The organism is Proteus sp. MB838, assembly GCF_054767435.1.
This window is the reverse complement of the sequence record NZ_BAABMO010000010.1, coordinates 71,260-84,675: the sequence shown is the minus strand read 5'-3', so window position 1 is coordinate 84,675 and position 13,416 is coordinate 71,260. Positions and strand designations below refer to the sequence as shown.

Sequence of the window (13,416 nt, the reverse complement as noted above, 5' to 3'; positions counted from 1 at the left end):
AACTGAGGTATTTTGTATTAATAGGTGAAACCGAATTTACTAGATATAAAATCAATCTATACTGTGTTTTTATACAGTTATTGGTTGGTGCGGGTTGTGATCATAAAACCAGTGTTTTTTTTCACAGATGTATAAATTTAATTTATGTCATAAAATCAGTGCAATTTTTATTTTTAGGAAAATGAAAAATGACGGTTGTTGCTGATGGTGAAGGAAATGATTTAATCGAGTGCCCATTATGTGGAAACCAGCATGATGATAATGAACTTTGCACTTGTGGTTATGACCCAAAATTAAAAGAAAAAAGTAAGTCTAATTATCGTGCTATTCATGCCCTTACAGCTACTCTTGATTTTGTTGTTGGAGATAAAGGTCGGGATATTAATGTAGAAATCGGCAAAGAATGGGGATTGGATTCCGATGATGTAGTGCAGTTTATATCTAGTGCGGATAAAAGGTTCATGGCGAAAAGAAAGAGCCACGGTGTCATGAAAGAAGATGCTATGCCGCACAATACCCCAAAAACATTTTCAAGATATTTAGATAAAGACCTTTCATTTGTTGATTTCGTTACAGGTATTATGAAGTTAATGAAAAGAGAGGCTTATGAAGATAGATCTACCCTATCAGGAGGTGCTTTAGTCTTTATTCATTATCAAGTAGATTTAGATGAGAGTAGTGATGGTAGGTTATTGATTATAATGGTAAATAAGAAAGGTGTTTTTGACTTCAATGAAAGCCTTGTGCCTAAAAAAATACCGTCTGTAAATTTAGACGCTTTAAGGCAGGCGGTGTTGATTGACCTAACGTTATTTAAGTCAAGTTACCCAAACAATGAGGGCGACCCATATTTACACTTTATTACAGGCATGTCAAAAAGTGGTTTTTTTAAAAGGGCGCTTGGTTGTAACCCTAAAATTGACAACAAAAGAAGTATAGAGCAGTTACATGAAGCCTTAGATGGATTCTCTAACAATATATCACTAACAACAGAGCAAAGAATCAAGGTAAGGGAATCAGTAAAAGCCTTTATTTACGTTAAAGCCAGAAGTGTTGATAAGAAAATGACCATTAGTGATGTTGGAAAAGTTATAGAGAAGTGTATACCTGAAATACAGAATGTAGCGGGTAAATTTGAACAGTATGTTGATATAAATGAGTACACAATTGATCAGTACTTCGAGCCTCATTACACATCATCGAAACCATTTGGAGAGATAAAAATCTCAGATGATGATGACGAGTATGAAGTAACGTGTAATGTTAATACAATCGGTTCCAGTAATAAATCAGACAAGAAAATAATTTACGATAAAGCAAATTCTCGCTTAATTATCCGCTTAACAGATTCGGGTATAACAGAAATAGAGAAAATTATTAAGGGGGCTTAAATGCTCAACGTTGATGAGTTTGAAAATTTTGTAAAAATAATGAAGGGCTCATCTACATCAGTTGTCAAAGGGCATTGTATAATTAAATTCGGATGCCCTCTTGATAACATTGAATATTTTGAGACTTTGTTAAATAAATACGGCGTCACTTCAATTTCTGAAAAAAGACAGGATGAATTTGTCATTAGCACTGATTTTTTAGATGAGTCCATCCTGTATCTTTCTATGGATAAGCTATGGTATAAATCTTGCTCAATAGGTAGAGTACCTGAGTTTTTTTATATTCTAAAAGGGAATCAGTCTTCATTAGAGGAATCAAAAGAAACACTATCAATATCTTTGTTTTTAAAGTGGAAAGCTATAGTAGGAAAGGTTTCAAATCATGTTATTAATGATAAATGTATTCTATATATGCCAAATGATGATGGCGGGAAAGAGTTGGTTATAACCATAAATGAGAGTTTGGATTTTGTAAAAAAAATAAACTATAAAATAGACTCAAATCTTTCTGCTGACAACATACTGAAAGTTTTAGATATAAATGACGCTCAATCTACTGAGCGTGAATCAATAATGAGAACGGCGATATTTGAATTAATAAAAGACAATGAAACCAAAAGCTTAGTTTCAGTTATAGATGTTGGAGATAAGATATATGTTCGTTATTTAAACCTACTTGAGTTATATACAAAAAGATTTTCAGTAAACAAAATACTTTCTGAACTAGAGCAAAAGCAACTTGAGTATACAACTAAAATTAATGATTTTGTCTCATCTAGCCAGAATAAAGCATTTGCCATTCCGGGGGCTTTGATTGCGGTTGGCGGGCTAGCAAAATCAGGAGGTCTTGTCGACTCAGTTCTCATATTTTTCGGTCTATATTTGATATATAGGGTCACTTATATCTCAAATGAGATATTGATTAACTCTTATGACTCATTGAAAAGTAGTCTAAATGATTTAATAAAAAGATATTCTAAGTTCGATGAAGGTGTCGAGGTGCGAGATGCTGCATCTAAAATAGATTCAGATATAAGTGGAAAAATAGAAAAGGCCAAAGAACGTATTGGTAAGATTAATGACATGGGTGTGATCATGTTAGTTGTAGGTGCTATCTACTTAATTATGAAGTGGCTGACGTCCCCATAGTATGCTTATTAATTTTGAACCTGCTTCGGCAGGTTTTTGTTTGCTTCAATTTGCACCACAAACAGCTAAACTAATAACAAATTAACTAACGAGGATGGTGTTGTGAGGAAACTATTAATTGCATCTATTGGGGTGTTATCTTCCTTGGCTATTTTATTTAGTGCTAACTCTACTGCTAAAGAAAATATAAAAATATCAGATGTTGCAAAAGCAGTTTGTATTAATCATAAAGATAAAGAACCGTGTGAAGGCCTTGTTATCGCATCAATGGGGCATGCTTTCGATCAGGGGAGGATTAGCATGGTTTGCGATTTAATGCGTGAATCTGGGGATGAGATACCAGAAGAGCAAAAGGATAGATGTGATGAAGCAAATGAAATGTTGTTAGATGTGCGAAGTGTAAAATATTAACCTGATATATTAACAATCTCAACCCTGCCAACTGGCGGGGTTTTTCATTTTAAGGAGCCGATAAATGGCACAAGTAGGCGAAATTGTTTATCAAGTTCAAATGGATGTTGAGCAATTGCTAACATCTCAGCGTCAGTTAGAGCAACGTCTTAATCGAATGGATAGCAGCTTTAACAGAACGTCTCAGTCGGTGAATAACACTGAACGTTCAATGTTATCTTTATCCAAAGTTGCCGCATCACTTGCCGGCTATCTATCAGCTTCAATGGTTGCTAGTTACTCCGAAGCATGGACTGAGTTAAACAACAAATTATCTAACTCTGTTCGTGCAAGTGAGTCACTTATTGATGTTACTCAACGAGTATTTGATATCTCTCAAGCAACGCGATCTAGTCTTGATGCCACAGCAACACTCTACGCACGATTAGAACGAGGAACGAGAGAGTACAATACATCAGCAGAAGACTTAGCAAAATTAACATCCATCATTAACCAAGGTTTTATCGTATCTGGTGCTACTGCGCAGGAAGCAGAAAACGCCATTATTCAGCTATCGCAGGGTATCGCGTCTGGCGTTCTCCGTGGTGAGGAATTTAACTCAGTAGCAGAGCAGGGTAGCCGCTTGATGGTTGCGCTTGCTGACTCAATGGGTGTTGGTATTGGTCAGCTGCGCAAGATGGCTGCGGAAGGTAAACTAACTACAGATGTTGTTGTGAAAGGATTGCTTTCTCAAGGTGATGCGATCGGTAAAGAGTTCGCTAAAACTACTCGAACAATGTCACAGGCATTTCAAGAGGCAGGGAACAACTTAACCAAGTTTCTTGGTGAAAACACAACAATAAAGACATCTATTAACGTATTCAGTGATGCTGTTATCGCCGTCAGTAGGAATTTAGATGCCATGGCTGACGTTTTAACTTTTGCAGCTGGGGTTATAGGGTCTAGATTTCTTGCTGCACTATCTCTTGCTGGTGTTGCACAATTAAAGAAAGCAAAAGATACCATAACGGCTAGTATAGCGACAAGAAACTCAGCCAAAGCAGAGGTAATTGCTGCAAAAGAGACGCTAACTAGGGTGCAGGCAGAAAAGGCATTTGCTTTAACGACTCAACAATCATTATCAGCTCAGCTTTCAGCCGCTCAGACTGAACAACAACGCTCAAGAATAAGAAATGAATTATCGGCAAATTCAGCAAGAATAGCAGCACTGACCAGACAGGAAACCCTAGAAACAAATAGATTAGCTGCGGCCCAAGCAAGAGTTGCATCAACAAGTATTACTATGGCTAGTGCAATGAAAGCTCTCAATATTGCCACGGCTCCTTTGGGTGGACCTATGGGGGCACTAATGCTTGCTGGTGCCGCAATGTATTACTTCCATCAAAAAACGGAGCAGGCGAAGCAAGAGGCTCGAGATTTTGCTGATAGTGTCGATCAGTTAACAGCTAAATTAAAAGAGCTTTCATATCAAGAGATTGCTCGTGACGCTCAGGATGCTGCTGATAAGCAAAAAGTTCTAAATGCAGAAATGAAAGAGCAAGAAAAGCAACTAGCTAGGCTAGAAGCTCGATTAAATATGCAACAAGAAGCTCTTGGTGATAATCCTGAATTAATTGAAAGAAACACTATAAATATATTAAGAGAAAAAATAAAACTAGAAGGTGATCTAGCTGAAAACAAAAAACGCTCAGAATTAATAACTAAATATCTAACAGATGCACAAAATGAGTACGATAAAAAACTGAAGGAGGCTATTGATTTAAGCGTTAAAAGCGCAACAACTCTTGATATTGAAAAATCAGCATTAGGCAGGCTCACCCAACAAATAAGAGATGCAACAGGCGCTAAAAGTGAATTTAATGCCACACAATTGGAAGTTAAATTATCAGAGAAGGCCTTGGATTTGCGTAAGACTTTAGAGAGAGAAATAAAGTTAGCAAATTCAAAAAGTGAGGTAGATAAGAGATTATTGCAAGTTCAATTTTATGCAGAAGATAATAATCTATCCAAAGAGGAGGTTTTGGTATTAAATCAGGTAGCAATTGCGGCCCAAGATGCCAAAGATGCCGCAGCCGAACGCAACAAAACGACCAAGGAATCAACCAAAGCCACAGACGCAGCATATGAGGCACTAAAGCGCCAGAGAGAAGAAATTGAGCTTTTAAACAAAGGTTACAAAGACGGATCTCTTGAAATGGCTAAGTATGATGCTGTTAAAGCATTGGGTGACAATGCATCTCCTAAGCAGATTGAAAAAGCGGAGCAACTCGCAGAAGAAAAATACAACATTGAGTGTAATCTAGCTGATAAGAAAGCTGCGCTTGAGCTTGATTTAGTCGCCAAGGCTAAGGAATCTCACGATAAGCAGTTGGCAGACTTAGAGCGGATAACAAAAGATGATGTATCTCTCACTGAACAGGCAGCAAGGCGTAAAGCTGAAATTGAGGCGGAATATCAGCAAAAGATAGCCGAAATAAAGGCTAATAACACTGTATCACCGCAAGATGACATCAAAGGGAAAGTAGATCCTGTTCAGCAACTAAAAAACGAACACGAGCGTAAACTTGCACTTATTCGTGAGTTTGAAACAGAAAAAGGCGCTATTACTCAGCGTGGCTTAGAGTTAATGAATGCCGCCAATACTCAATATGAGCAAGAACGGTTAAATGCTCAATGGGAGATATGGCGTAATCAGAGCCAAGCTAATCAATTCTTAGCTGATGGGTTGGACGCATTAGGGCAACGCTCTACCAACGTACTCACAGGGCTATTAACAGGCACGCAATCCCTTAACGATGCTTTCCGTAATGTCGCATTAACCATCGTAGACCAAGCCGTTGGCGCTCTGGTTCAAATGGGTATGCAGCAGGTTAAGAATATGGTTACTGAAAGTGCCATGCGTAAGGCTTCCAATGCACAAGCTATAGCTGAGGCTACAACTACTGGCGCAGCAATTACAAATGCTATGGCTCCGGCGGCAGCGACAACCAGTATTGCCACTATGGGCTCTGCTGCTACATGGGGTATGGCAGCAATGGCAACAGCTATTCCCGCTATGATTGCGCTTGCTGGTGCTCGTAAAAATGGTGGGCCCGTAAATGCTGGCTCTATGTATCGAGTGGGTGAGGGTGGTAAGCCTGAGATATTCAAGGCATCTAACGGTAGTCAGTACATGATACCGGGTGATAATGGTCGAGTTATTAGTAATCGACAAATGGGTAAAGGTGGTAATGGTGTCAGCATGGGTGATATGCACTTTACATTCCAAGTTCAAGCACCTAATGGCATCACTCAAAAGGAAGCACAACAGATACAGCAAATGGTGAGAGGTACGGTTTATGACGTACTTGGTAACGAAATGCGTAGCGGTGGTGCTTTGGAAAAAGTAAGAAGTTGGTAATTAAGAGAGGTGGTTATGAGTAATCAAAATTTAGAAGCGTTAGTTAGTACGTTATCAGCACAAGTGGTACAGCAAGGGCAACAAATTGCAGAGTTACAAAAACAGCTCGCGGATATGCAATTAACGAGCTGTGATTTTCAGGTGTTGCGAAAGATGACTAGTGATAATTTTGCGTATGCGGTATCTCGACTAAAATATTCCGCATCTCGTAGCTAAATTACCTCTGGAATATATAATCGAGGTATTCAATCATATCTTTTTCATAGCTATTGTGTTGTTCAGTTTTTGGGGGCGTTTTAGTGGATTCTAATAGATAGTTATAAGCTTTTTCTTTATCTTCGGGATTTAATGATAACTCAACTAAAAACCTTAGCACTTTACTATTCATTGAGCTATAGGCTAGTAATTTAGAGGTAGAGTTTGCATTTATTTCAATAGCATCGGAGTGCTCCTTAATTGTATCAGCCATTTTGTTAATAGCTTCACTTAATTTAATCGGTTTTTCGATTGGATTATTATTTTCTGACATTTCATTCCCTCACACCGAAGTAATCAGCCATTCCTTCGGCAAGTTTCTCTGGGCTGAATATATAAAATAACCTAATGGATATTTATTAATATCCTGATATTTGATCAGGCGGCTTTGTGTCGCCTTTTTTATTGGAGTAACCAATGGAAGAGTTTAAATGGCGACCTGAAACAGCTTATCAGGTGGGTAATGAGCCTAAAGTGAAAGTAGCTAAGTTTGGTAACGGTTACGAACAAAGAGTCAAAGACGGGATCAACAACCAACTAAAGACTTATCAACTCTCATTTGTTAAGCGTACTGATATTGGGAAACAGATTGATGAGTTCCTTAAGGCTCGAGGTGCAGTTGAATCATTCTTATGGCTAACCAGTGATGATAACTCTAAACGTAAATTTGTTTGCCGTGGCTGGCAGGTAACGCCAAGGGCGACGGTATGGCAGATAGATTGCACATTTGAGGAGGTTGTTGCATGAGGGATATACCTCAAGAGATGCGCATAAATGTTGCAGATTTACAGCAAAATGCAATGTTAGATTTGTATGAGGTCGATTTAAGTCGTTTTGGTGGTGATGTTTACCGGTTTCATGACGGCATGAATGGCTTATTAAAACCTATTGTCTGGCAGGGTTTACGATATGAACCTTATCCTGTTCAGGTTACAGGGTTTAGTGTAACGACTCAGGGTGCATCAGACAGACCAAAAATGACGTTTGCTAACTTTGACGGAATGTTAACTGCGATTAACAACGACTATGATGATGCGCTAGGCGCTATCGTTACTCGCAGGCAGGTTTTAGAGCAATATCTCGATGCTGTTAATTTTCCCAACGGAAACCCACAAGCAGATCCAACCAGAGAAGCCGTTCAAAAATACGTTGTCGAACAGCGAGAAAGTTCAGACTCTGATTTTGTGACGTATATATTAGCACTTCCAACAGAAACAGATAACGCCCTGATACCTAGACGGGTTATTCAGGCTGATATCTGCTCGTGGCGATACCGAGGATTTGATTGTGGTTATGATGGACCACCTGTTGCAGATGAAAAAGACCAACCAACAACCGATTCCTTAAAAGACAAATGCTCTCATAAATACAGCGGGTGCAAATTAAGACACAAAGGAAAGATGCCATTCGGCGGGTTTTTAGGTTCAAATAAATTAGGTTAATCCATGATTGAGAAAGACATTATCGCTCACGCGAAAGCAGAAGGAGTGAGGGAGTCTTGCGGCTTAATTTCGGGTGATAGGTATTTCCCTTGCAGAAACATACATCCCGATCCGCAAAACTATTTTGAAATTAACCCAGACGATTGGATGACGGCAGAGTGTTACTCAGACGTCAAAGCTATTGTTCATAGTCACCCTGATGGAAAGCCTTTCCTGAGTTCTGGTGATAGAACAATACAAAGGAAAACAAATCTGCCTTGGTGGTTGGTATGTGATGGAGTGATCCATAAGTTCAGGCCAATAGCGCCACTGTTAGGTAGAGAGTTTAAACATGGTGAGCAGGATTGTTATTCCATTATACGTGATGCCTATCATCTGTCAGGCATTCAGCTAGATGATTTTATTCGTCCCGATGAATGGTGGTACACAGAACAAAATCTCTATCTTGATAACACGGACAAGCAGGGATTTTATCAAGTAGAAGAGGCTCAAGAAGGCGATATGATATTGATTTGCTTAGGAACATCAAAACCTTGTCACGCTGCGTTGTACTTAGGTAATCAAGAGATATTGCATCACAGGCCAGACAGATTGAGTAAGCGAGATACTTACGGTGGTTACTGGTTTAAATACACTCACAGCATTTGGAGGCATAAACAATGGTCAAATTACAGTTTGCAGGCTATTTACGCAGATTTGGACGCAGGTTCGAGCTTGAGGTAAGTAATGCAGGTGAGGCCTTACGCTGTCTTTGCTATCAAATTGATGGGTTGAAAAAAGAGATTAACCAAGGTCAGTTTCGCGTTCGTATCGCAGGTAATGATATGACCGAGGATAGTATTTCCACGGGATTAAGTACGCCATTAAATGAAGGTGATGTTATTACGATCGTCCCCATAGTTGGTGGTGCTAAATCTGGCGGGTGGCTAGGCATTATTGGTGGAGCTGCTTTAATTGGCGTATCGTTTTTAATACCGGGCGGATTTTTGGCAACGATGACATCGACCGCATTATTTGCCGCTGGTGTAGGTGTGGCCGCCGCGGGATTGGCAACCATGTTAACTAAAACACCGCCAGCGCCAAGCATAGAGGGGCGAAACTCAGAAAGTAACCAGTATTTCAGTTCGTTAGCAAATAGAGTGGGGCAAGGTTATCCGGTTCCTATCTGTTATGGCGAGATGGTTGTGGGTTCAAATGTAATATCACAAGGTTTGGAGACTGTTTAATGGGCAAAGGTGGCGGTGGAGGAATCACTCCAAGGTTGCTCGATGACAACTTAAAAAACAAACAATTTCTTAATGTCATCGATTTAGTTTCAGAAGGGCCAATAGAAGGGCCTGTGGGTGGTATGTCAGGTTTTCTATTGAATGGAACTCCTGTTGTAGATGCAGATGGCAATCCAAATATTCATGGTGTTGAAGTTCAGTGGCGAGCAGGAACGCAAACGCAAGAACCATTAGAGGACTTTCCTTTTGTAGAAAAAGAAATTCCTGTCAATGTAGAGGTAAAAAAAAGCACACCAATCTTACGCACTATTTCAGATCAGGAAACTGACCGCGTTAGATTCACTTTGGGGGTTTCTGCTCTTGTTAGTCAAGATGACAAGGGAAATCAGCACGATGCTACGGTAGAAATGCTTATTGAAGTTAATGATGGTTCTGGTTGGACACATGCAGAAACAGCAAAAATAACCGGAAAAATCAGTGGCCAATATTTAGAATCATATATCATTGATGCGCCTAAAAAGAAACCTTTCCAAATTAGAGTTTCACGATTAACAGATGATAGTAAAAGTGATCTACTGAAAAACGGAACGGTATGGGCAAGCTACACAGAAATAACTGACGCTAAATTCTCTTACCCTAATTCTGCCGTCGTCGGGATGAAAATCGATAAATCCCAATACGGTGATACACCCAATCGCACCTATCATATTAAAGGGATGATTATCCAAGTTCCTGATAACTATGATCCGGAGTCTCGTACTTACACTGGCATCTGGACTGGTCGCTTCAAGCCCGCATGGACTAATAACCCTGCATGGGTTTTTTACGATTTAGTCACTAATGAACGATACGGTATAGGAGAGATGATCGGCTCGTTTGGCGTTGATAAATTCGCGCTATATGCCATTGCTCGTTACTGTGATGAATTGGTTGATGATGGGTTTGGCAACAAAGAGCCGCGCTTTACTTTTAATGCCTACATTACCTCTCAACGAAAAGCCAAAGAAGTGCTTGATGACTTAGCGTCCGTATTTCGCGGTATGCCTTTATGGGACGGACAGCAATTAACGTGCTTTCAAGATAGACCATCAGATCCAGTATGGACGTACACAAACTCAAATGTTATTGATGGAAAATTTAAATATACATCAACAGCGAAATCAGCTCGTCATAATGCTATCGAGGTGTCATGGATAAACCCGAGTAATGGATGGAGTGAAGAAAGAGAATTTATCCAAGATGATGATCTCATTCAGCGATTCGGCGGTGTAAATGTTAAGAAAGTTACTGCTTTTGGTTGCACTAGTCGCGGACAGGCTCACAGAGTGGGTAAGTGGATATTACAGACAGAAAAGCTGGAGAAAGATAGCGTTACATTCTCAACAGGAAGAGAGGGGATTAACTGCATCTCTGGCGATATTATTGAGGTAGCAGACGATAGCTTTGCAGGAGTGAAGGTAGGTGGTCGGGTTCTATCAGTTAATGGTAGCGCTATTACTATTGATGCGCCTATAGATTGGAAATATGACGATAAAGGTACTTTCTCATTTTTAGGGACATCAGGCAGGTTCGAGAAAATAGAAATTCAATCTATCGATGGTGATATTGTCACTTTGCGTGAGGTTCCTCGTGGACTGAAACAATATGGTGTATTTTCTATTACCAAAAGCATGCTAATAACAAGATTGTTTCGAGTTATTACCATTTCAGAAAATAATGATGGAAATTACTTATACAACTGTATTCAGCATGAACCTCAAAAGGAAAGCATTGTTGATAATGGAGTTGATTTTACTGGGAACCCGCCAACGCAGAATGTTATTCGCATTCCTAATATAGAGCGTCTTTCTATTGCTTACGTTGATGATAGCCCTCAAGTTCAAGCTAGGGCTATGTGGGTAACAACAGCCATTAATAGAAATATTTCATTTAATGTCACTCTTTATAAAAACAGCAAGGTTGTATCTACTGGTAATACCACAGATTTAGAGTACTACTTTAATGGGCTTGAAGCCGGTGACTATCTTGTTGGGGTGAGAGGTCAAGACGCTAATGGAATGCTTGGTAATGAATCAAAAGTCCAGATGGTTATTGGTACGCCAAGTGCACCTAGCTCAATAATTGTTGAGTCTGGTTTTTTTGAAATAAAATTAATCCCTCATATCGCTGCGCCACACACTCTAAATACCGAGTTTGAGTTCTGGTTTTCTGGTGAAATAAAAATAAATAATATCAATGAGATAGAGTCAAAAGCTGATTTCTTAAGTCGCGCTAAGTTCTGGACAAAAGGGCAATTAAAGCCGGGGCGTGATTACTGGTTTTATGTAAGAAGCGTAAATGAATATGGGAAGTCTCATTTTGTAGAAGCTAAAGGACAAGTTGACGGTAACATAGACGCTATTCTTGAAGAATTAGCGGGGCAAATCAGCCGAGACCAACTCGCACAAGACTTATTGGGTGAAATTAACAGTAAAGCTAACCAAATCGATATTACTGAATTACATGAGTTGATGAGGATAAATCATGACAAGATTTTATCTGAGTTGATGAGGCATGGAGCAACGATTGAAGAAAGTGAAAAAAAATGGGAGGAGGCAGGAAAATTACTGGCTGAGCGGATAAATCAAGTTTCAACGGCAACAGAAGCACAGGCAGCCGCAATTAAACAAGAGCAACAAGCACGTATTGAGACTGATAAAACCGAAGCACAACAACGCCAATTCTTAGCCACTCAACTTCGTGGTGATTATACCGGTAATGATTTATCGAAAGTCACCGCAGGACTCATTTCCGCAGAGAAACAAGCACGTGTTACAGGCGACCAAGCAGAAGCGAAAGCCCGACAATCACTGGAAACACGGATGAATGGGAATGTTTCAGCGATTAATAAATCATTAGAAACCCTCACCTCGAAACAGCAAGCACAAACGCAAGAGATTTCAACGCTCAATTCAACTCTAAAAGGGAAAGCCGATAGCAGTGCAGTAAATGCGTTAAATACGCGAGTAACTAATCTCGATGGCAAAGTGACGTCCGCAACCTCTCAGGTACAAACGTTATCCAGCAAATTAGAGACGGTAAAAGCTGATTTAACGGGATCTGTGGTGGTGGATTTAGATTTATCTAAACTCAATGAAAACACCTATTATCCGATTATTTTGCCATTAGTAACTTCTCGACGTTATGCCTTTAAGGTTTTTAGGACCTTAGGGCAATATAGAGACAATAAACCGAGCTATGCGACTCACAATACCAAAGGTTTTGCCATGATTGTGGAATGGCAAGTGAGTGGTTCCGGATGGGGAACCCAGTCTGAAAACCGCATCATTGATAATTTTGATTGGCGATGGACAAATCAATCCCCTGTGATGGGGCCAGCTCAATTAACGAATGGTTCTGTGGAATATATCTATTTGCGAGGAGGTGCTAAATATCAGCTCACTAAGCATAAAAGTGTTAACCATCAAATTATCACCCGCACTTATACCAATAACAAACAATCGGTGGCACCGAAAGGATTTGTGGCGAATGAAGTACCTAAGTCCAGCGAACAGAAAGCCAATGCAACGGCGAATGCGGTAAACCAACTTGAAACTAAGGTGACTGAGGTCTCAGGTAAAGTGACCTCTACCGCCCAGCAAGTCACTCGCCTTGAAAGCCAAGTGGGTACAAGTTCAGCCAAAATTGAACAAACGTCGAAAGTGGTCACCGACATAAATGGCAAAATTTCCGCATCATGGACAATGAAAGTTCAGCAAGATAGCAAAGGGAATAAAGTCATTACCGGCATTGGCTTAGGATTTAATGCGCAAGGAAATAGCCAATTTCTGGTTAATGCCCAAAACTTTGCGGTGATATCGTCATTAAACGGCAAAGTGGTGACACCGTTTGTCGTGAAGAATGGACAGGTGGTTATTCATGAAGCCTTAATGGATAAAGCGTGGATACAGAAACTAGTGGTACTCGATTATTTTAAATCATCGGGATTTGATAAAGGGAATGGCTTTTTATTGGATGCAAAAAACAATATTTTCCGCTTTACGGGTGGTAATGGGGCATTAAATATCACCAATAATCAATTGGTCGTCAAAGATGAGAAAAAACGCCTTGTGATGAAAATCGGTTACCTAGGGAATTGATTT

At 39.7% G+C, this 13,416-nt stretch carries 11 protein-coding genes; 10 read left to right on the top strand and 1 reads right to left on the bottom strand.

What is annotated here, in order from left to right; all coding sequences use genetic code 11:
* The first annotated feature begins 188 nt into the window (after positions 1–188).
* The 5 genes from ACYUCW_RS06500 (at position 189) to ACYUCW_RS06480 (ending at position 6,567) form a co-directional block, all read left to right on the top strand.
* Entirely contained in the window at positions 189–1,391 is a 1,203-nt protein-coding gene (locus ACYUCW_RS06500; RefSeq protein WP_017827419.1) for a nucleoid-associated protein, read from the top strand.
* A complete protein-coding gene (locus ACYUCW_RS06495) occupies positions 1,392–2,540 on the top strand; it encodes a hypothetical protein (RefSeq protein ID WP_017827418.1) in 1,149 nt (382 codons plus the stop codon).
* A 102-nt stretch (positions 2,541–2,642) separates the two neighbouring features.
* Complete coding sequence (locus tag ACYUCW_RS06490; protein WP_017827417.1) at positions 2,643–2,951, top strand: hypothetical protein; 309 nt, start codon at positions 2,643–2,645, stop codon at positions 2,949–2,951.
* 64 nt (positions 2,952–3,015) lie between these two features.
* A complete protein-coding gene (locus ACYUCW_RS06485) occupies positions 3,016–6,351 on the top strand; it encodes a tape measure protein (RefSeq protein WP_460408297.1) in 3,336 nt (1,111 codons plus the stop codon).
* 15 nt (positions 6,352–6,366) lie between these two features.
* Positions 6,367–6,567, top strand: a complete 201-nt coding sequence (locus tag ACYUCW_RS06480) for a hypothetical protein (protein WP_017827415.1) — start codon at positions 6,367–6,369, stop codon at positions 6,565–6,567.
* Between the two features lies 1 nt (position 6,568).
* Here ACYUCW_RS06480 and ACYUCW_RS06475 read toward each other — a convergent pair whose 3' ends face one another.
* Positions 6,569–6,880, bottom strand: a complete 312-nt coding sequence (locus ACYUCW_RS06475; protein WP_017827414.1) for a hypothetical protein — start codon at positions 6,878–6,880, stop codon at positions 6,569–6,571.
* A gap of 143 nt (positions 6,881–7,023) precedes the next feature.
* Between ACYUCW_RS06475 and ACYUCW_RS06470 the strand changes: the two genes are divergently transcribed.
* Genes ACYUCW_RS06470 through ACYUCW_RS06450 form a run of 5 tightly spaced genes read left to right on the top strand, consistent with a single transcriptional unit; the run spans position 7,024 to position 13,413 of the window.
* Positions 7,024–7,353, top strand: coding sequence for a phage tail protein (locus ACYUCW_RS06470; RefSeq protein WP_017628783.1), 330 nt, complete (start codon positions 7,024–7,026; stop codon positions 7,351–7,353).
* Positions 7,350–8,048, top strand: a complete 699-nt coding sequence (locus tag ACYUCW_RS06465) for a phage minor tail protein L (protein ID WP_017827413.1) — start codon at positions 7,350–7,352, stop codon at positions 8,046–8,048. The genes ACYUCW_RS06470 and ACYUCW_RS06465 overlap by 4 nt, the downstream gene beginning before the upstream one ends.
* Positions 8,049–8,051: 3 nt before the next feature.
* On the top strand, positions 8,052–8,771 hold the full coding sequence (locus ACYUCW_RS06460) for a C40 family peptidase (protein ID WP_017628781.1): 720 nt from the start codon (positions 8,052–8,054) through the stop codon (positions 8,769–8,771).
* On the top strand, positions 8,708–9,274 hold the full coding sequence (locus ACYUCW_RS06455) for a MoaD/ThiS family protein (RefSeq protein ID WP_460408295.1): 567 nt from the start codon (positions 8,708–8,710) through the stop codon (positions 9,272–9,274). Before ACYUCW_RS06460 ends, ACYUCW_RS06455 begins: the two co-directional genes overlap by 64 nt.
* On the top strand, positions 9,274–13,413 hold the full coding sequence (locus ACYUCW_RS06450) for a TipJ family phage tail tip protein (protein ID WP_460408294.1): 4,140 nt from the start codon (positions 9,274–9,276) through the stop codon (positions 13,411–13,413). The genes ACYUCW_RS06455 and ACYUCW_RS06450 overlap by 1 nt, the downstream gene beginning before the upstream one ends.
* Positions 13,414–13,416: the final 3 nt, after the last annotated feature.

Excerpts from the sequence above, each read along its gene's own strand:
- ACYUCW_RS06500 (WP_017827419.1), top strand. The coding sequence starts at position 189 with ATGACGGTTGTTGCTGATGGTGAAGGAAATGATTTAATCGAGTGCCCA.
- ACYUCW_RS06495 (WP_017827418.1), top strand. The coding sequence starts at position 1,392 with ATGCTCAACGTTGATGAGTTTGAAAATTTTGTAAAAATAATGAAGGGC.
- ACYUCW_RS06485 (WP_460408297.1), top strand. The coding sequence starts at position 3,016 with ATGGCACAAGTAGGCGAAATTGTTTATCAAGTTCAAATGGATGTTGAG.
- ACYUCW_RS06480 (WP_017827415.1), top strand. The coding sequence starts at position 6,367 with ATGAGTAATCAAAATTTAGAAGCGTTAGTTAGTACGTTATCAGCACAA.
- ACYUCW_RS06475 (WP_017827414.1), bottom strand. The coding sequence starts at position 6,880 with ATGTCAGAAAATAATAATCCAATCGAAAAACCGATTAAATTAAGTGAA.
- ACYUCW_RS06470 (WP_017628783.1), top strand. The coding sequence starts at position 7,024 with ATGGAAGAGTTTAAATGGCGACCTGAAACAGCTTATCAGGTGGGTAAT.
- ACYUCW_RS06465 (WP_017827413.1), top strand. The coding sequence starts at position 7,350 with ATGAGGGATATACCTCAAGAGATGCGCATAAATGTTGCAGATTTACAG.
- ACYUCW_RS06460 (WP_017628781.1), top strand. The coding sequence starts at position 8,052 with ATGATTGAGAAAGACATTATCGCTCACGCGAAAGCAGAAGGAGTGAGG.
- ACYUCW_RS06455 (WP_460408295.1), top strand. The coding sequence starts at position 8,708 with ATGGTCAAATTACAGTTTGCAGGCTATTTACGCAGATTTGGACGCAGG.
- ACYUCW_RS06450 (WP_460408294.1), top strand. The coding sequence starts at position 9,274 with ATGGGCAAAGGTGGCGGTGGAGGAATCACTCCAAGGTTGCTCGATGAC.